The sequence below is a fragment of the Thalassospira sp. CH_XMU1420-2 genome (assembly GCF_037029325.1).
GTDB classification, from domain to species: Bacteria; Pseudomonadota; Alphaproteobacteria; order Rhodospirillales; family Thalassospiraceae; genus Thalassospira; species Thalassospira povalilytica.
This window is the reverse complement of record NZ_JAYMEG010000001.1, coordinates 734,228-752,145: the sequence shown is the minus strand read 5'-3', so window position 1 is coordinate 752,145 and position 17,918 is coordinate 734,228. Positions and strand designations below refer to the sequence as shown.

17 protein-coding genes are annotated in these 17,918 nt (G+C 54.4%); 4 read left to right on the top strand and 13 right to left on the bottom strand.

Annotated features, from left to right (window positions below; translation table 11 throughout):
- The first annotated feature begins 177 nt into the window (after positions 1–177).
- Positions 178–615 (top strand): GcrA family cell cycle regulator, encoded by a 438-nt coding sequence (locus tag WA429_RS03345; RefSeq protein WP_101245501.1) that lies wholly within the window; start codon positions 178–180, stop codon positions 613–615.
- A gap of 102 nt (positions 616–717) precedes the next feature.
- Here the strand turns inward: WA429_RS03345 and WA429_RS03340 are convergent, their stop codons facing one another.
- Both WA429_RS03340 and WA429_RS03335 read right to left on the bottom strand, forming a co-directional pair.
- A complete protein-coding gene (locus tag WA429_RS03340) occupies positions 718–2,688 on the bottom strand; it encodes a bifunctional 2',3'-cyclic-nucleotide 2'-phosphodiesterase/3'-nucleotidase (protein ID WP_287464288.1) in 1,971 nt (656 codons plus the stop codon).
- A 166-nt stretch (positions 2,689–2,854) separates the two neighbouring features.
- Positions 2,855–4,132, bottom strand: a complete 1,278-nt coding sequence (locus tag WA429_RS03335; RefSeq protein ID WP_287464289.1) for an MFS transporter — start codon at positions 4,130–4,132, stop codon at positions 2,855–2,857.
- Between the two features lie 150 nt (positions 4,133–4,282).
- On the opposite strand from WA429_RS03335, the gene WA429_RS03330 reads away from it, so the two are divergent.
- A complete protein-coding gene (locus WA429_RS03330) occupies positions 4,283–5,071 on the top strand; it encodes an AraC family transcriptional regulator (RefSeq protein WP_287464290.1) in 789 nt (262 codons plus the stop codon).
- Between the two features lie 50 nt (positions 5,072–5,121).
- Here the strand turns inward: WA429_RS03330 and WA429_RS03325 are convergent, their stop codons facing one another.
- Together WA429_RS03325 and WA429_RS03320 are read right to left on the bottom strand one after the other, a co-directional pair.
- Positions 5,122–5,718 carry a hypothetical protein gene (locus WA429_RS03325; protein WP_287464291.1) on the bottom strand — a complete coding sequence of 199 codons (597 nt, stop codon included), beginning with the start codon at positions 5,716–5,718 and terminating at the stop codon, positions 5,122–5,124.
- A 154-nt stretch (positions 5,719–5,872) separates the two neighbouring features.
- Complete coding sequence (locus WA429_RS03320; protein WP_170310072.1) at positions 5,873–6,040, bottom strand: hypothetical protein; 168 nt, start codon at positions 6,038–6,040, stop codon at positions 5,873–5,875.
- Positions 6,041–6,336: 296 nt separating this feature from the next.
- Here WA429_RS03320 and WA429_RS03315 point away from each other — a divergent pair, with 296 nt between their 5' ends.
- The gene (locus tag WA429_RS03315) at positions 6,337–7,389 is read left to right on the top strand and encodes a helix-turn-helix domain-containing protein (protein ID WP_287464292.1); all 1,053 of its coding nucleotides are present in this window, start codon (positions 6,337–6,339) and stop codon (positions 7,387–7,389) included.
- Positions 7,390–7,451: 62 nt separating this feature from the next.
- Here the strand turns inward: WA429_RS03315 and WA429_RS03310 are convergent, their stop codons facing one another.
- Positions 7,452–7,739: a hypothetical protein gene (locus WA429_RS03310; RefSeq protein ID WP_287464293.1), complete on the bottom strand. Its 288-nt coding sequence runs from the start codon at positions 7,737–7,739 to the stop codon at positions 7,452–7,454.
- A gap of 293 nt (positions 7,740–8,032) precedes the next feature.
- Here WA429_RS03310 and WA429_RS03305 point away from each other — a divergent pair, with 293 nt between their 5' ends.
- On the top strand, positions 8,033–9,004 hold the full coding sequence (locus WA429_RS03305) for a DMT family transporter (RefSeq protein ID WP_287464294.1): 972 nt from the start codon (positions 8,033–8,035) through the stop codon (positions 9,002–9,004).
- Between the two features lie 52 nt (positions 9,005–9,056).
- Here WA429_RS03305 and WA429_RS03300 read toward each other — a convergent pair whose 3' ends face one another.
- The 8 genes from WA429_RS03300 to WA429_RS03265 all read right to left on the bottom strand — a co-directional run bounded on the left by WA429_RS03300 (position 9,057) and on the right by WA429_RS03265 (position 17,832).
- Positions 9,057–9,953, bottom strand: a complete 897-nt coding sequence (locus WA429_RS03300; protein WP_287464295.1) for a ketopantoate reductase family protein — start codon at positions 9,951–9,953, stop codon at positions 9,057–9,059.
- A 191-nt stretch (positions 9,954–10,144) separates the two neighbouring features.
- Entirely contained in the window at positions 10,145–11,077 is a 933-nt protein-coding gene (locus WA429_RS03295) for a nitrilase-related carbon-nitrogen hydrolase (RefSeq protein WP_287464296.1), read from the bottom strand.
- A 102-nt stretch (positions 11,078–11,179) separates the two neighbouring features.
- Positions 11,180–12,220: an extracellular solute-binding protein gene (locus WA429_RS03290; protein ID WP_101245491.1), complete on the bottom strand. Its 1,041-nt coding sequence runs from the start codon at positions 12,218–12,220 to the stop codon at positions 11,180–11,182.
- Between the two features lie 82 nt (positions 12,221–12,302).
- Complete coding sequence (locus WA429_RS03285; RefSeq protein ID WP_114112894.1) at positions 12,303–13,097, bottom strand: ABC transporter permease; 795 nt, start codon at positions 13,095–13,097, stop codon at positions 12,303–12,305.
- Complete coding sequence (locus WA429_RS03280) at positions 13,094–13,984, bottom strand: ABC transporter permease (protein ID WP_101245489.1); 891 nt, start codon at positions 13,982–13,984, stop codon at positions 13,094–13,096. The genes WA429_RS03285 and WA429_RS03280 overlap by 4 nt, the downstream gene beginning before the upstream one ends.
- A gap of 2 nt (positions 13,985–13,986) precedes the next feature.
- A complete protein-coding gene (locus WA429_RS03275) occupies positions 13,987–15,081 on the bottom strand; it encodes an ABC transporter ATP-binding protein (RefSeq protein ID WP_206926803.1) in 1,095 nt (364 codons plus the stop codon).
- A gap of 250 nt (positions 15,082–15,331) precedes the next feature.
- Positions 15,332–16,555, bottom strand: a complete 1,224-nt coding sequence (locus tag WA429_RS03270) for a CaiB/BaiF CoA transferase family protein (protein WP_287464297.1) — start codon at positions 16,553–16,555, stop codon at positions 15,332–15,334.
- Positions 16,556–16,641: 86 nt separating this feature from the next.
- Entirely contained in the window at positions 16,642–17,832 is a 1,191-nt protein-coding gene (locus WA429_RS03265; RefSeq protein ID WP_114112891.1) for an acyl-CoA dehydrogenase, read from the bottom strand.
- Positions 17,833–17,918: the final 86 nt, after the last annotated feature.

Below are 17,918 nucleotides of genomic sequence, written 5' to 3'. Positions count from 1 at the left end.
GCTTCAACATGCAAATTGCGCTGTTCTCGCATACGGGCCGGGGTGCGAATCTCCAAGACCCTTGCGTTACGAGATATTAGCGGATACCTCTGTATCCCTGTTTGACATCGGACAATAAGCAACTGCTGACGGGAATAAAACCGTCCGGCAGGCAACGGAACACGGAATATACTCGAAATGAGCTGGACGCCGGAAAAGATTGAATTGCTGACCTCGCTCTGGAATCAGGGCTGGACCACGGCACGCATCGGTGAAGAACTGGGTGTTGGCAAGAATGCCGTCGTAGGTAAGGCACACCGCCTTGGCCTGCCCAAACGCCCGTCTCCGATTCAGCGCCGTGCAGAGGAAGCTGAACAGAAGAAAGCCCCGGCCCCCAAACAACAGAGCAAAGGTATCTCGATCTTTGATCTTGGTGCTGGCATGTGCCGCTGGCCGTTTGGCGACCCGGGCGATGATGACTTCCACTTCTGTGGCAAGAAGATCGTCCCGAGCAAGCCCTATTGCGAAGAACATTGCGCACAGGCTTATCTGAACGGTAAGAACCCGCGTGAAGACAACCCGCCTGCACAGCAGGGTCAGGGTGGCAAAGGTCCGCAGGCCGCCAACAAGAAATAACATTTGATCGGGATAGAATGCCCGCCCGAATAAAAAAGCCGCCCGTTTCGCCGGGCGGCTTTTCTTATGGTGCATTGTTATGATGCGAAACAAGCAGACAGACTATTTGGTCTGCAGGACATATTTGGCAAAGCCGTCCTGATCCTCACCGATAAAGCTGATATTGTCCGGGGCATTGGCGGCCGCCGATGCCTTGGGGCTGGTGACAAAGGTCACCTTGGACGCATCGCCAATCGGGGCAAAGGTCCAGTTGCCATCGGCCTTGGGATCGATTTCCTTTTCAGTCAGGATATAGTTGGCAAGAACCGTGCGGTTTTCATCGGGGGCCTCGACAATGATGGTCGATCCGTCCAGTCCCGGGAAATTGCCGCCACCGCCAGCGCGATAGTTATTGGTCGCAACGACAAACTGCTGATCTGCGGTAACCGGTTTGCCATCAAAGCTCAGATTGACGATGCGGTGACTATCGGCATTCACCACTTCACCGGCCTTGTTATAGCGGGCAGGTTTGGTCACATCGATCTGATAGGTCACCCCGTCAATCACGTCATAGTTATAGGTCGGGAAATCAGGGTTGATCAGCGGCTGTTCATCGCTGTTGTTCGGGTCAATCTGATTGAACTGGCCCGCCGACATTTCAAGCCATTCACGGACCTGATCACCATTCAGCAGAACCGCACGCACCGTGTTGGGATAGATATAAAGATCAGCCACGTTTTTAAGCGCGATCTTGCCTTCGGGGATGTCGGTGAAATAGTCCGGACCACCACGCCCGCCGGCCTTGAACGGTGCCCCGGCCGACAGGATCGGAATGCCGTCATATTCCGATCCGTTCAGGATCTTTTCCAGATACCATTTCTGGGCATTGGTCACGATCTGGATCGAGGGATCATCGGCCACCAGCGCAAAGAAACTGTTGATCGGGGCCGATGTCGTACCCACACCTTCGCGCATATAGGCGATCGTTCCTTCGTGCTCTTCCTTGACCGCGGCGATGATTTCGGGATCGGCTTCAACCAGCGGGGTGATGGTACGGCCTTCGCGCTGATAGATCGGGCGGGCGTCTGACAGGCTGTCAACGACGGTCCATTCCCCCGCATCAGAAACATTGAGCGTCAGATCAATCACGCCAAGATGACTGCCCCAGAAGCCCGGCATTACCGCGGCAACACCATTGATCGTGCCTTTGGCGATATCGACACCTTCAAGATCGGAAAAGGCATCGGACGGGAAGACCGTATGGGCATGACCAAACAGGATGGCGTCAATGCCATCGACCTTTGACAGGTAATAGGTAGCGTTTTCTTCCATGCCGTGGCGTTCCATGGTCGAAAGACCGGAATGCGGAACGGCAATGACAATGTCAGCCCCCTTTTCACGCATTTCCGGGACATATTTTTCGGCCATTTCAACAATGTCCTTGGTAAAGACCTTACCTTCCAGATTGGCCTTGTCCCATTGCATGATCTGAGGCGGGACAAACCCGATCACCCCGACCTTTGCCTTGTGGCTTTTACCTTCGTCATCGACAAATTCGCGATCAAGCAGCACATAGGGCTGGAAATAGGGTTTGTCATTTTCGGCATTGCCATCACCATCATCAACAAAGATGTTAGCGCTAACATACGGGAAGTTTGCCCCGGCAATCGCGGTTTCAAGGAACTCCATCCCGTAATTGAATTCATGGTTCCCGAGATTGGCCGCGTCATAGCCCAGCAGGTTCATTGCCTTGTAGACCGGATGGGTTTCGCCCTTTTTCAGGCCGCGTTCCTTGGCCATGTAATCGCCAAGCGGATTGCCCTGGATCAGATCACCGTTATCAACAAAGACGACATTTTCTGCCTCGCCGCGTGCGGTCTTGAGCAAGGTCGCGACCTTTGCCAGACCGACCGTGTCCGATTCACCATCACGGTAATAATCATAATTGACCAGATGGGTGTGAATATCCGTGGTTTCGAGGATACGCAGCGAAACCGTGCTGTCGGCCAGTGCTGTGCCGCTGAGCAATGCCAGCGAAAGTCCGATCGCGGATGCGCCAGCGGTGCGAAGGCCTGCCTTGTGGATGAATGTCATGGGTCTTTTCCCTGTTCGAGTGCTCGGTCGATCAACTTTATTCTTGTTCAGATGGTCAGGTTTTGAAGATTTTGCGAAAAAGATGGGGCAAATACAAATGGAAACGCCCGCGCATCTGCACGGGCGTTTCCGGATTTGAAACAAAGCGCCAAAAAGGCCATTGAGATCAGGCAGGAACGGCATGCGGCGATTTGTAGCCCCGCACCACTTCGTTCCCAGGTTCCGGATCATGGGGCACATTAAGCGCAAGCACCAGCGACACAGCCGCCATCGCCGCACCGGCCAGGAACACCGCACTTGGCGAAAACAGCCACAACAATCCGAATGCCGCAGGAATGAAGACCGCTGCGATATGGTTGATCGTGAAGCTGACCCCTGCTGTTGACGAAATATCGGCCGGATCGGCGATCTTCTGGAAATAGGTCTTGATGGCGATTGCCATGGCAAAGAACAGATGATCGATCACATAAAGGCCACCGGCAACCACATGGTTGTCAACAAAGGCATAGGAGACGAACACGATGAACAGACCGATATATTCAAAGGTCAGGGCACGGCGTTCCCCCCATTTGCCGATCAGCTTGCCGATCTTGGGTGCGAGGAACATGTTGATCGCGTGGTTCAGTAGATACAGCAACGTGATGGTTGCCGCGTCATATCCGAACTTTTCAACCATCAGGAAGCCGGCAAACACGGTAAAGATCTGGCGTCGGGCGCCGCTCATGAAGGTCAGCGCATAATAAAGCCAGTAGCGTTTGCGCAAGATCAGCTTTTTGGTTTGCGGATGGGCATCGGAGAATTTCGGGAAAGCGCCCCAGACAAACAACGCCGCAATCACCGTCAGCGCGCCGCCAAACAGATAGACATAACGATAGTCGACATCGAAGATTTCCAGCATCAGCCAGACAACCCCGAACATCACAAGCGATGAAATCGACTTCGCCGAAAGCTGTTTGCCCATCACCATGGCGGTGCGTTCCTTTTTGACCCACTGCAAGGAAAGCGCCTGTTGCATGGTTTCAAAATAATGGAAGCCAATCGACATCAGAACCGTGGTGCAATACAGACCAATCACCGTCGGGAAATATCCCGAAATTGCCACCCCGACCCCTAGGACCAGCAAGGACAGCAACGCAAATGTCTGTTCGCGCAGTACCAGCAAGACAAAGATCGCGGTAAAGGCAAGGAACCCCGGAATTTCACGCAGGGACTGCAAAATTCCGATCTCACGTCCCGTAAAGTCCGCCATCTCGATCGAAAAGTTGTTCAAAAGCGCCATCCATGTCGAAAAGGACAATGGCATGGCTGCGGCCATCACAATCAGAAGAACTTCCGGATTGCGCCAGCCCTTATAGACCGGGACACCGGCCGCCGCCGCGTCGGACACCTCACCGATCGGGGCCGCGTGGTTGGAGGCTTCGGGTATGATTTCTTCCTTGGACATTTTGTCTCCCCGGACTGGGCCGCATTGGTGGCGGTTCCGCTGTCACGCATCGTATGTTTTGGAATGAAACCAAATTAAACCTATTGCAGTCCGTCTGTCTTACGATAATCTGCCATCATATATCGCAAAACAGACACACGAGGCGTTCCGATGGACCGTCCAACCCCGATTGACGAAGCCAACCATATCCGTCCGCGCCCCTATGCGTTGCCGCGCCCGATCTATGTCCGTATGAGCGACGTGCCCGCCGGGCACAGCATCGGCGCGCACAGCCATGACTGGTGCCAACTGATTTACGCATCCGAAGGGACGATGAAGGTCATTACCGAAGCCGGGATATGGATCGTGCCGCCACAACGCGCGGTCTGGGTGCCGCCCCATCTTGAACACGCCGTGACCCATGCGACCTTTACCCGTGCGCGCCATATCTATATTGACCGCACTGCGCCGGTGAACCTGCCTGATCGGTGCATGGTACTTGATGTCAGTCCGCTGTTGCGTGAACTGATCCGTGCGGCAACCGAAATTCCGATCGAATATGACGAAGATGGCGCAGAAGGCCGTTTGATGCGGGTTCTGCTTGATCAATTACGGGCGCCGGACCAGGAAAACCTGCATCTTCCGGCCCCGAAGGACGCGCGGCTTGGCAAGATTTGCGACGCGCTGCTTGAAAACCCGGCAGATAACCGCACCCTGGATGACTGGTCGCGCATCTGCGGGGCGTCATCACGCACATTGGCACGGCTGTTTCTGCGCGAAACCGGGATGCCGTTTCGCGATTGGCGCCAAAAACTGCGCCTGCTTTATGCACTTGAAAAACTGGCGAATGACCGCCCTGTCACCGAGATCGCGCTTGATCTTGGCTACGAAACGCCATCCGCCTTCATCGCCATGTTCCGTAAGGTTACCGGACGCACACCGGGCGGCTATTTCCGCTGATCATCCCGCGATGCCAGCCCGGAAAACCCGGCCCGCCATCCCGTGCAACGTCAATCGTTACTGAAATTGCGCAGCGGCGGAAAGATGTCATTGTCGGGTTCGGGATCGATGTCATATCGGCGGATGGCTTTGGCGTGGGCCTGTCCGGATTTGCGGTTCTGGGCACACAGATTGTGAATTTCAACCATCATGTCCGATGACCAGCAAAGGGCATTTGCCTTGCCTTCTGCCCGGGCTTTTTCAGAAGCCTTGTCAGATGCGCTGCCGGTTTTGTCTCGAAGGGCTTCTTCATGCAGACTTTCGCCATCACGACCAACAAGCATCCGATCAAGGGTCGGCATCACATCGGCAATGCTTTTGAGAACCGAGACACTTTCACCGATGGTGCGGATCATTGCCATGGCCATTGCCTCATACGGATCAGAGGGCGGCGGTCCATCGGCAATTTCCTTGCTGCTTTCGGCGATCAGATCAAAATTGGACCGCGACCGCGCCAGCAAGGCCACCGGACTGTTCCCGGCCTTGTAATTGGGTTCGTTAATGCGGCGACCTGGCACAATATGGCAGGCCGGCCCCCAGTCACGTCCCGGATCAGAGAAGTTGCGCTCTCCTTTCCGACGTGCCGGGTGTGAATCGACTGAATTCATGTTCTCCCCCAGAGAGAAATCTCAGCGTTGCCCCGAATGCCCCGCTGTTTCTTCAATCGACCGCAGAGCTTTATATTTTGATGCGCTTGTTTAGCACAGCTTGTGGTTGTCCAATGCACACGGCGTCCAAATCGCTTTGCATTGAGTCCAAAAATCATCGAAAAACCGCCTGTTCCGTAACGTCCATACCTTTGGACCCACCCTTGGGGATAGGCAAATTGACGCCCGCTATACCAAAGGTCTTTTGCACCGGATGGCGATTGGCTGTAGTTAAATTAGAAAAGCTGCAAATTAAAAATGCGGCAAAAACAATGACCGTCATCACACATGGTTTCCTGCAATACGCAGCGTCGGGTAACGCGACGTATCACCAAGTGATGATCACGATCAGGCACATCGATGTCGGGGGGAAAGGAGGCGATCGGGATGTGTCATAGCCAATTACGGCACAGACCATTAAATCAGAATAAACTAATTTAAATTATCCGAATTTAATAGCTTTACCTCATTCGTTAGTTTACTTAATCTCGACCTGTGGATAGGCAAGTACGCCTGACCCAATCCACACCGCATACATTCGTTGTAAGTGTCCGCCACGTAGGCAATTGGGGTAGCAAGATGCAACCGGATCAAGATTCTGCTGGAACCACCAGCACGTTCTTCACTGTCGACAATCTGCCGATGCAGGACCGTTTTCCGGTCTGGAAAGAGTCGATATCCTGTCTTTTCGATGTAGATGCCGAAAAACAGGTTCGGGAAGATGATTTCCGAACAACGATCCGATCCCATCTGTTTGGTTCCTTGATGTTGATGGAAGTTGAGTCCCGCCAGCAGCAATGGCGCCGTGGCTATCAACAGATTGTCGGCAATGGCATGGATCATTACGGCATCGGCGTCTATCAGCGTGGCGAGATCGAATGCGAAACATCGCGTGGGCATGACAGGCTTAAACCCGGCGGCATTCTTATTTATGACCTGACCCAGCCCTTCACGGCACAGACAAGCGATCATCTGACACTTAATCTTGTGATTCCGCGGGCCCTGCTTGAAGACCATTTGCAGCATCCCGATGACCATTGCATGCGCTTTTTGGCGCCCGATGACCCGATGGTGCAGATCATCCGTGACATGGTTCTGTCGCTTCAGCGCAATGTCTGTGAACTTGGCCATCAGCAAGCCCAAATATTTGAAAAGATGTTCCCCACCATGCTGGCGACCTGTTTGAATTCGGTCAGCAGCCAGACCGCCGATAGCAGCCATGAACGCCAGAACATCCTGAGCATGGTCAAGATGCGGCGTTATTTCCGTGAAAATCTGTGTTCGCCGGACCTCAATCCACGGCGGGCGGCCCAGGATTTGGGGGTATCACGGTCCAAGCTTTATAACTATTTCGCGCCCTATGGCGGGGTTTATACCTATGTCCGTGACATGCGGCTGCGTAAGGCAATATCGCTTTTGAATGATCCGCATTCTGCGCGGTCTTCGATTTATGACATTGCACTGGAATGCGGCTTTTCGAGTGACGCCAGCTTCATCCGGGCATTTCGCGACAAGTATGACGCCACACCGGGTGAAGTCCGGAACGGGGCCGCGATCCATTCCCGCAAAACCCAGTGCATTGCCGGGCTGGTCAACAAACAGTTTGAAAACTGGATACACGGTCTTGGCTAGTGACCTGGTGCGGTCTTTGCAAGGCAACAGCACGCACTGATCAGATACGAAACGCAATCGCGTCAGATTTTCCAGATACCGGTAATCTTGGTGTCGGATTTGCAGATGGCGTCGTGCCCGAACAATCCTTCGATCGCCAGAATTTCCACGTCTTCGGATTTGAAAAGCTTGATCATCCGCAAGCCGATATAGGCATTGGGCACCAGAATGATATCGGCCAGTCCAAGATACTGATCGATCAGGTGGTCCAGATTTTCCTGATTTTGTTCAAGGATCACGACGGGCCGCTGATTGCTGAATCGGCCATATACCAGTGGATCATCACGACGCACTTCAGATACGTTCTGCATTTGCCGGTCTTCCCTACTTGGTTGACGACCTGCACCAATGCGTCATGAAACGGTTTCATTGCCATTGGTACTATTCGTGATCTCCGACAGTTTGGACCATTCCCGGGCCTGTCACTATTCCAGCGGTCCATATTTATGCGCAAAGCGTCCAGAATTTGTAACAAGCAGTCGCGGCATCCCCATTACAATTTCGACATGTAAATTTTTATCAGCCCAGACATGAGAATTTGTCATTCATCGAATGTCGCCAAACTCCGCTATTGATTACATCAGCGCCCCCGGAGTTATCAGCAATGAACAGTGTTTGGACCGGCATAGGATTACGTCTGGCAGCAACCGGCTTGTTTGCCATCATGAGCCTGTTTGTCCGCATGGCGTCCCTTGAAGCGCCGGTCGGCCAGATCATGTTCTGGCGCAGCTCTGTCGCGATTGTGCCGATCGTGCTGTATCTGATGTGGCGCCATGAATTTCCGCGCGCGCTCAGAACCAAGCGGCCTTGGGGGCACCTCAAACGCAGCACATTTGGTGGCGTTTCGATGTTTCTTTCCTTTGTGTCGCTGGCATATCTTCCGCTGGCACTGGCCACCGCGCTGGGCTTTCTGGCCCCGCTTGTGGTGATCCCGGTTGCAATCATTGTGTTGCGTGAAAATCCGGGCTGGCTGGTTACGGGCGCGACCGTTGCCGGGTTTGCCGGGGTGTTTCTGATCCTGTGGCCGATGATTTCAACACCGGGGCTTGATCATGAAACGATGATCGGGATCGGGGCCGGAATTGCCTTTGCAATTACCACCGCCTTTGCCAAGACCCAGATCAAGGCCCTGACCACGACCGAACCATCGGGCACGATTGCCTTTTACTTTGCACTTGTCTGTTCGATTGGCGGACTTTTGACCATTCCGTTTGGCTGGGCACCGGTGTCATCGGGCAATCTGGTCTGGCTGATCGGGGCGGGACTGACCGGCGGGCTTGCCCATATCGCCATGACAGAAGCATTGGCACGTGCACCGGTTTCAACGCTTTCGGCATTTGAATACACCGCGATGATCTGGGCGATCGCGCTTGATCTTCTGGTATTTGGTGTGCTGCCGGCCCCCGTAAGCCTGATGGGGGCGGTCCTGATCGTTCTGGCCGCGGCCCTGGTGATGTTCAATGACCGGCTTGTCGATTTGGCCAAACGCCAGCTTGCCAAAACCGCACCGGTAGTTGATGCGGGGACACTTTCAGATGCGCCCCCGACCGCACCGGCCAAGACACCAGCTGAATAGCGGCCGAATAACGAGCACCATCACGCCGAAGACAAAAAAGGGTCCGAAGACCCTAGATCGCCTTTTTGCCTTCCTGAAGCTTGGTAAGGGCATACAAGGTCAGATTGGTCGGGGTCGGAATGCCAAGTTCCCGGCCCTTGCGCACGATATAGCCGTTAAGATAGTCAATCTCGCTGGGCTTTCCGCGCGCCAGATCCTGCGCGGTTGAGGAAAATTGTGCAGGCATGGTGGCGGCAATTTTTTCGATCGCTTCCCAGACATTGCCCGGCACGGTGACACCATCGGCCTTTGCCACGGCAAGACATTCATCAACCGCATTACGCATCACATCCCAGACACCGTCCCCTTCGACCAGTTTTCCATAAGGAAGCTGGGTAATGGCAGACAGCGCGTTATAGGCACAATTCAGGATCATCTTGGCCCACAGGGCGCCGGGGGCGTTTTCGGAAATCTCGACCGGGATACCGGCCGGACGCAGGGTATCCGCAACCAGCTGGCTTTGATCGGACGGTCCGAAAACCAGTTCCCCGCGCCCGTGATGCTTGACGTGACCAGCCCCCCCCATGCTGGTGGCAACATAGACCACCACGGGAATGACAGGCTGCCCCAGAACAGCACCAAGCCGTTCGGCATTATCGACACCGTTTTGCAAGCTTAGAACAATGGTATCGGGCGAAATGAACGGTTTGATCTGTTCGCCAGCCGATTGGGTATCGGTCGATTTGACGCAAAACAGAACGAGTTCCGCCCCGGCAATCGCTGCGGCATCACTGGCCGCTGTTACCGCGACATATTCCTGCGACGTCCCGAAATCGAGCAACAGGCCATCGCGGTTCATCGCCTCGACATGGTTGGGACGCCCGATCAGGGTGACGTCGTGACCTGCACGCGCCAGCATCGCCCCGTAATAACAGCCAACGGCCCCTGCCCCCATAACCGCGATTTTCATATTGCCCGCTCCTGCATTTATTGATGTCCCGGCAATGGCATGGATGACCGTGCCTATTACCGGAAAACTTTCCTTTGGCCCTTCATCGCGCAAAACCTGCGATCAGACAACCGGGATCGCAGGTTTTTCACATCGTGGGGATGATTCAGCTTTCGTAAAGCCCACCACATCAGGGCCTTGGTCAAACGCCGTCATCCATGTTTGTGCACAGAAACATGCGCTGCCGACCAGCCGCCCGGCCAGACTTCGGCATCACCGTTACGCAGGGACCGGATCAGCCCGACAGGAACGTCTTCTGCGATCAGAAGCGGCCCGTCCGCGCCATCATCGAAACCGGGTTCTGCCCGGGCAAACAGGCCGCTATGACCCAGTTGTGGTTCGCACGGGGTAAAGACCGAACATCCCGAATAGTTGGTCGGGTTGTTGGTTGTGTTGATCGCCGTTCCCGTCGTGCCGCAAGCCGCAACAACGGTCATCAGTTCAACCGCGCGCGCTTTTGCGCAACCGAACACCCGGTTATAGCCCGACGGCGTCATGGTCATCGACGGCACGAGCAAAACATCAATATCAAGCGGCGCAAGCAAACAGGACAAAGCCGGCATTTCGATATCAAGGCAAATCAGAACGGCAACCGTCAGACCGCGCCATTCAATCACATTGAATGCCTTGCCCGGTGTCAAAAACCAGTTTTCCGGTTCCTGTTCCCCCGGGGTCAGTGACAATTTGTCCTGAATGATCGCATCCCCTTCCGGGGTAAAGATCATCGCACTATTGGTTTGGCCGCCTGCCGGATTTTTAGGGTCGATGTGCCAGGGCATGCTGCCCGCTACCAGAAGCATGTCGTGCTTTTTGGCAAGCGCAGCGGCGTGTTTGCGGGCCTCGGGGGCAAGGTCGGCCATCCATGCGATTTCCTGACCGGTTTGCAGACCGTCGGGCTTGAAAGCCAGCCATTGTTCGCTGGCATATTCCGGCAGAACAAAGATCTTTGCCCCTTTGGCGGCGGCCGTTGCCATCTGGGCATCAACATGCGCGGCCCAGTCGGCCATATCCGTGACCTTGCGGCCAAGATTGGTCGCCCAAAGTGCCAAAGTCACATGTTCGGTAAGAGAAGCCGCAGCGGTCATGATCAGGGGTTCCTGCCAGTTCAATTCACATCGTGTATTCAAAATTATGATCCAGCCCGAACATTGCCCGGGCCGGATCATCAAGACCGGCTAAAACCGGACCTAGTTTTTAAGTTTGGTCCAGACACGGTTACGCAAATCGCGCGCCTTGACCGAGCAGTTCTGTGACGGGATCAGAAGATCTGCATATTCTTCTGGCATGTTCACAGCCGGATCGGAATTGAGCGACGGATCCATGAATTCGCCAGTCCCCTTGATCGAGTTCATGTAACCGGCATAATTCGAAGCCTCTGCCGCGTTTTCCGGTTTCATCATCCAGTTGATGAAGGTCTTGGCATTTTCCAGGTTCGGCGCACCGGTCGGAATGACAAAGTGGTCAGCCCAATAGGTCAGACCTTCCTTCGGATAGACAAAGACGGCCTCCGGGATGCTTTCCTTGGTCCGATGGGCAGCGCCATTCCACTGCATATGCATCTGGACTTCGCGGGCCGACATGCGGTCAATCGTGCCTTCGGAGCTGTAAACCGCGATATAGGGCTTTTGCTTGAGAAGGACATCAAGAACCTTCTGGGCTTCGGCCGGGTCTTCGGTGCATTTTTCAACGCCTGCGTAATAGGACGCGGCATTGAACATTTCGACCTCGTCGTTCAAGGCACCGATCTTGCCGCGGAATTCTTCGCGCGGTTCAAAGAATTCTTTCCAGCTTCGTTCAAGTTCGCCATCAACCACCGAACCGTCATAGGTAAAGCCGGTCGTTCCCCACAGATAGGTGACCGAATATTCGCGGTCGGTATCATATTTCATGGTGTCATGGGGCTTTGCGACATTCTTGAAATTCTCAAGCGACTTGGCATCAAACTTGGTCGCAAGGCCTTCCTTGATCATGACATCGACCATGTAGTCGGATGCCACGGCAATGTCATAGCCAGATGCACCAGCTTGCAGCTTTGCCAACATGGTTTCGTTGGAATCATACACATCAAGGGTCACCTTGATGCCGGTTTCCTTTTCGAACTTTTCCATCAATGCAGGCGGGAAATAGTTCGACCAGTTATATAAAAACAGTTCGCCATCCGCCTTTGCCGACCCAACCGACAAAACGGCCATTGCGGATGCTCCCAGAATTACGGAACGTAGTTTCATTGTGAGACTCCCAATTAAGGACGGTTCATTGCTTGTTGTTCGGATGCCCGACCCGTCCGGAAACCGGGCGTCCATTTTTCGATCAATACCGAATGCGATCTATCAGGAACGAGATGCTGACAAACACGATCGAGACAATCAGCATCATTGCGGAAACCGCGTTGACTTCCGGGGTGATACCGATGCGGATCATGCCGAAAATATAGATCGGAAGCGTTGTCGCCCCGGCTCCGCCGACGAAATAGGAAATGACGAAATCATCAAGCGAGATGATGAAGGACAACATCGCCCCCGACAAAATCCCGGGCCAAAGCAACGGCATGGTCACGCGCCTGAAGGCCTGCCATTCATTGGCATAAAGATCATTTGCCGCCTCGGCCAATGCGGGGTCCATCCCTTCGAGACGGGCACGGATCGGCAAATAGGCAAAGGGAATGCAAAAGACCGTATGCGCAATGATCACGGTAATCAGGCCAAGCTTGATGCCAAGTGCCACAAAGAACAGCAATGTGGCAATCGCGGTAACGATTTCGGGCACCAGCAACGGCAGAACCAGCATTGCCGATACGCCGACTTCCCCGCGGAACCGTCCGCGCGCCATACCCATTGCAGCAAAGGTCGCGGCAACGGTGGCAAGAATGGTCGCCGAAACGGCCACAATGATCGAATTTTTGGCCGCACGCAGCATATCGTCATTGGAAAGGGCCGTGACATACCAGTCGGTGGTAAAGCCCGTCCAGATCGTTGCCAGCTTGTTTTCATTAAACGACAGCGCCAGCAAAATGACGATTGGCAGATAAAGATAGGCAAAAAAGAACATTGCCGTGGATGTGATCCCGCGGAAACGCCAAAGCGGGTTGGAAACATCGACTTTCATCGGCTTTCCTCCGGCAATGATTTGAATTTAAGCGAATAGACCATCATCGCGATCAGAACCAGGGCGAGAAGGACAAAACCAAGCCCAGCACCAAGCGGCCAGTTGCGCGCAGCCCCGAACTGGCTGCCAATCAGATTGGCAATCATCATGAACTTGCCCCCGCCCAGCAATTCAGGCGTGACATAGGCCCCAAGGCACGGAATGAACACAAGAATGCACCCGGCCGCAATGCCCGGTGCCGCAAGCGGCAGGATCACCCGGCTCATCGCGCGGCGCTTGTCGGCCCCCAGATCAAAGGCTGCCTCGACCAGACGATGATCAAGCTTTTCAAGGCTGGCATAGATCGGCAACACCATGAATGGCAAATAGGTGTAGGTCAGACCAATCGAGACGGCATAGGGCGTATACAGGATATCAAGCCCGCCGGTTTCGATACCGATCCAGCCCAGCATACCGTCGACCAGACCGCCATTGCGCAGCAGCAGCATCCAGGCATAGTTGCGGACCAGAATGTTGGTCCAGAACGGAATGGTAACCAGAAAGATCAGGAAATTTCGCCGTCCCTGGGGTTGGGTCGAAATATAAAAGGCCGTCGGGAACCCGAGGATCAGCGCAAAGACCGTGGTCATGGCCGACAGCCCGAAGGACCGGGCGAAAACCTGAAGGTAATCGGTGTTGAGCACCAGATTATCCATCAGATCGCGTTCAAACAGGAAACTGACATAGGCGTCCATCGAAAACACGCCCCAGTTCACCCCGCCATAATCGCCCCGTTCAAGGATCGAGACATAGGCCATCTGCACCAGCGGCACGGCCATGAAGAAGCCGATATAAAGAACCGCAGGTGCAATCAGCCAGAACCGTTTGGATCGCAGCATTGCTTTCATGATCAGTCCACCAACACCCGGATGGCATCGGCAGGCACATGCACCCCGACCCGTTCACCCCGGCCGAAATCATCCATGGCGCCGGTGCCGTTCTGGGTACGCACCTTGACTGTCTGATCATTGCCCAGATCGATTTCATAGGTCGTGTCCGTGCCAAAATAGATCACGGATTTGACTGATCCCATCAGATGGGTCTGATCGGCAAGGTTTTCGGCCACCAGTCCAAGCCGTTCCGGACGGATCGAAATGGTAACATCGCCGGTTTTCTGGCCTGACCTTACGGATGGAAGTTCGATGACATGCTGATTGGCAAGCGTCAGCGCATGTTTGCCATCCGCGGCCGCGACAAGATTGCCGGGCAAAAAGTTACTGTCGCCGATAAAGTCGGCAACAAAACGATCAGTCGGTTCGTCATAAATTTCGCGCGGTGCACCGATCTGCTGGATCTTGCCAAATTGCATGACCGCGATCCGGTCAGACATCGCCAGCGCTTCTTCCTGATCATGTGTGACAAAGACAAAGGTAATGCCGGTTTCGGTCTGAAGACGTTTCAGTTCAACCTGCATTTCCTTGCGCAGTTTAAGATCCAGTGCTGAAAGCGGTTCATCAAGCAACAGCACCTTGGGGGCCGGTGCCAATGCACGCGCAAGGGCGATGCGTTGTTGCTGACCACCGGAAAGCTGGCTTGGCACTCGGTCACCATATTGGGCCAGTCGCACCAGTTCGAGCATCTCGTCAGCCCGGTGGTTGGCCTTGGCGCGATCAATGCCCTGCATTTCCAGCCCGAATGTGATGTTCTGGCGCACAGTCAGATGCGGAAACAGCGCATAGGACTGAAAAACCGTGTTAATCGGCCGTTTATAGGGCGGCAAATCATTCAGTTCATTGCCTTCGAGCAGAATTTTGCCCGAACTTGCTTCTTCAAAGCCGCCAATCAAGCGCAACAAAGTGGTTTTGCCACAGCCCGATGGACCAAGCATTGTGAAAAATTCGTTCTGAAAGATATCAACCGATACCGCATCCAACGCGGTAACCTTATCTGCACCCGAGCCAAAAATTTTACTGACTGAGCGTGCCGAAATTACAACTTCTGACATGCACATCCCCGATATGTATTTTTTAAAATGATATAAAATCTTCGGAGAGTTTCAAATGCGGGATAAGGAGAACACCGTAGATTGTATAAATTCCGCAGCATCCGCCGCGAATGGCCGCTTTAAGTGACTGCAATTGCGTCAGGGCGACCCTTTACAAAATAATGTGCAGCGCACCATTCAACCATAGGAAGGCGCATCACCGGATCCAACAATCCAAAGGTGTTGCGCCGTTCCATCCGAAAATTCCAGATCAGACAATTCCTGCGTCGCGCAGTTTGGCAATTTGATCGTCACTCAGGTCGGCGACCTTGCGCAGGATTTCGTCGCTATGCTGCCCCAGCATCGGCGGGGCTTTTTCATCCGCAATCGGCGTTTTGGAAAACCTGATCGGATTGCCAACCGTCGGCACGGTGCCGGCCGTCGGGTGATCAAGATGTTTGACCAGCCCACGATGTTTGACCTGCGGATTGTCAAAAACACGATCAAGGGTATTGATCGGCCCGCACGGCACATTGGCCTTTTCAAGGGCCGCGATCCATTCATCGGTGGTTTTCAAAACCATGGCCTGACGGATCAATGGCACCAACGTATCGCGGTTGGCGACACGATTGCGGTTGGTGGCATAGCGTTCATCAGCCGGTAAATCGTCCAGCCCCGCCACCGCACAGAAACTTTTGAATTGACTGTCATTGCCGACCGCCAGGATCAGATAGCCATCGGCACTCGGGAAGGCTTCATATGGCACGATATTGGGATGCGCATTACCCAGACGCCCCGGCGCATTGCCGGTTGTCAGGTAATTCATCGCCTGATTGGCAAGAACTGCGGCCTGCACATCAAGCAGGGCAAGATCAATATACTGGCCTTCGCCGGTTGCATCACGATGACGAAGTGCCGCCAAAATGCCGATCGTCGCATAAAGGCCGGTAAAGATATCGGCAACCGCCACACCGACCTTCATCGGTTGACCACCCGGGGCGCTATCGGGTGCACCGGTGATGCTCATCAGGCCGCCCATGCCCTGGATCATGAAATCATACCCCGGGCGATCCTTATAGGGGCCATCCTGACCAAATCCGGTGATCGAACAATAAACAAGCTTGGGATTGATTGCCGACAGGGTCGCGTAATCAAGACCGTATTTGGCAAGACCACCGACCTTGAAATTTTCCAGAACCACATCGCTTTGGGCCGCGATATTGCGAACGATTTCCTGACCTTCGGGCTTGGTGATGTCAATCGTCAGCGACTTTTTGCCACGGTTGGCCGTCAGATAATAGGCGGCCTCGGTGGTGTCATTTCCGTTGGCATCCTTGGCAAAGGGCGGTCCCCAGCCGCGCGTATCATCACCGGCACCGGGACGTTCGATCTTGATGACCTCGGCCCCCATATCGGCCAGGGTCTGGCTGGCCCATGGTCCGGCCAACACACGCGAAAGATCAAGAACACGAAGCCCGGAAAGTGCGCCAGTCATTTGAATATCCCGAAAGTCGATTTGGAAACATGTCGCAGAATCAATACGGGCGGCAACATTGCTGCTGCCGCCCGGTCAAAACTTGATCAGCCTTCGGCGGAGAAGGCCTGAATGCCGGTCTGTGCACGGCCCAGGATCAGGGCGTGAACATCGTGGGTACCTTCGTAGGTATTGACCGCTTCAAGGTTCATCGAATGACGGATGACATGGAATTCATCCGCAATACCGTTACCGCCATGCATGTCACGGGCAACACGGGCAATGTCGAGTGCCTTGCCACAGTTGTTACGCTTCATCAGCGAAATCGCTTCCGGTGCGCCTTTGCCTGCATCAAGCAGACGGCCCAGCTGAAGCGCGCCCTGAAGACCAAGGGTGATTTCGGTCTGCATGTTTGCCAGTTTCAGCTGAATCAGCTGATTGGCGGCAAGCGGACGACCAAATTGTTTGCGATCAAGGGTATATTGACGCGCCGCGTGCCAGCAGAATTCAGCCGCACCCATTGCACCCCATGCGATGCCATAACGGGCCTTGTTCAGGCAACCGAACGGACCGCCAAGGCCCTTGGCATTCGGCAGCATGTTTTCTTCGGGCACGAAGACATTGTCCATGACGATTTCGCCGGTGATCGACGCACGCAGCGAAAACTTGCCTTCGATTTTCGGAGCCGACAGGCCGTTCATATCCTTTTCAAGGATAAAGCCGCGAATGACGCCTTCGTCATCCTTGGCCCAGACGACAAAGACGTCGGCGATCGGGCTGTTGGTGATCCACATTTTCGACCCGGTCAGGGTGAAGCCACCCTCGGTCTTGCGGGCACGGGTTTTCATGCCACCCGGATCGGAACCATGGTCCGGCTCGGTCAGGCCAAAGCAGCCAACGAATTCACCGGTTGCCAGTTTCGGCAGATATTTCTTGCGCTGTTCTTCGCTGCCATAAGCAAAGATCGGATGCATCACCAGCGAGCTCTGAACCGACATTGCCGAACGATAGCCGGAATCAACGCGTTCGACTTCACGTGCAACCAGACCATAGGCCACGTGGTTTACACCCGGTCCGCCGTATTCCTCGGGGATGGTCGGGCCAAGCAGGCCAAGTTCACCCATCTCGGTCATGATTTCACGGTGGAAAATTTCATGACGGTTTGCTTCGAGAACGCGGGTTTGCAGGTTTTCCTGACAATATGCACGGGCCGCATCGCGGATCATGCGTTCCTCTTCGCTCAACTGCTCTTCAAGCAGGAGCGGATCTTCCCAATGAAACGGTGCGCGGCTTGCCATTTGCCTGATCCTTTTATGAATTTTTCGATAGAAAGCAGGGGCAGCGCCATAGAAGGGCGAGATGACGCTACCCCTGTAAGCTTATT

What these genes read in the sequence shown, in the direction of transcription:
- WA429_RS03345 (WP_101245501.1), top strand. Translation starts at nt 178, where the DNA reads ATGAGCTGGACGCCGGAAAAGATTGAATTGCTGACCTCGCTCTGGAAT.
- WA429_RS03340 (WP_287464288.1), bottom strand. Translation starts at nt 2,688, where the DNA reads ATGACATTCATCCACAAGGCAGGCCTTCGCACCGCTGGCGCATCCGCG.
- WA429_RS03335 (WP_287464289.1), bottom strand. Translation starts at nt 4,132, where the DNA reads ATGTCCAAGGAAGAAATCATACCCGAAGCCTCCAACCACGCGGCCCCG.
- WA429_RS03330 (WP_287464290.1), top strand. Translation starts at nt 4,283, where the DNA reads ATGGACCGTCCAACCCCGATTGACGAAGCCAACCATATCCGTCCGCGC.
- WA429_RS03325 (WP_287464291.1), bottom strand. Translation starts at nt 5,718, where the DNA reads ATGAATTCAGTCGATTCACACCCGGCACGTCGGAAAGGAGAGCGCAAC.
- WA429_RS03320 (WP_170310072.1), bottom strand. Translation starts at nt 6,040, where the DNA reads ATGACGGTCATTGTTTTTGCCGCATTTTTAATTTGCAGCTTTTCTAAT.
- WA429_RS03315 (WP_287464292.1), top strand. Translation starts at nt 6,337, where the DNA reads ATGCAACCGGATCAAGATTCTGCTGGAACCACCAGCACGTTCTTCACT.
- WA429_RS03310 (WP_287464293.1), bottom strand. Translation starts at nt 7,739, where the DNA reads ATGCAGAACGTATCTGAAGTGCGTCGTGATGATCCACTGGTATATGGC.
- WA429_RS03305 (WP_287464294.1), top strand. Translation starts at nt 8,033, where the DNA reads ATGAACAGTGTTTGGACCGGCATAGGATTACGTCTGGCAGCAACCGGC.
- WA429_RS03300 (WP_287464295.1), bottom strand. Translation starts at nt 9,953, where the DNA reads ATGAAAATCGCGGTTATGGGGGCAGGGGCCGTTGGCTGTTATTACGGG.
- WA429_RS03295 (WP_287464296.1), bottom strand. Translation starts at nt 11,077, where the DNA reads ATGACCGCTGCGGCTTCTCTTACCGAACATGTGACTTTGGCACTTTGG.
- WA429_RS03290 (WP_101245491.1), bottom strand. Translation starts at nt 12,220, where the DNA reads ATGAAACTACGTTCCGTAATTCTGGGAGCATCCGCAATGGCCGTTTTG.
- WA429_RS03285 (WP_114112894.1), bottom strand. Translation starts at nt 13,097, where the DNA reads ATGAAAGTCGATGTTTCCAACCCGCTTTGGCGTTTCCGCGGGATCACA.
- WA429_RS03280 (WP_101245489.1), bottom strand. Translation starts at nt 13,984, where the DNA reads ATGAAAGCAATGCTGCGATCCAAACGGTTCTGGCTGATTGCACCTGCG.
- WA429_RS03275 (WP_206926803.1), bottom strand. Translation starts at nt 15,081, where the DNA reads ATGTCAGAAGTTGTAATTTCGGCACGCTCAGTCAGTAAAATTTTTGGC.
- WA429_RS03270 (WP_287464297.1), bottom strand. Translation starts at nt 16,555, where the DNA reads ATGACTGGCGCACTTTCCGGGCTTCGTGTTCTTGATCTTTCGCGTGTG.
- WA429_RS03265 (WP_114112891.1), bottom strand. Translation starts at nt 17,832, where the DNA reads ATGGCAAGCCGCGCACCGTTTCATTGGGAAGATCCGCTCCTGCTTGAA.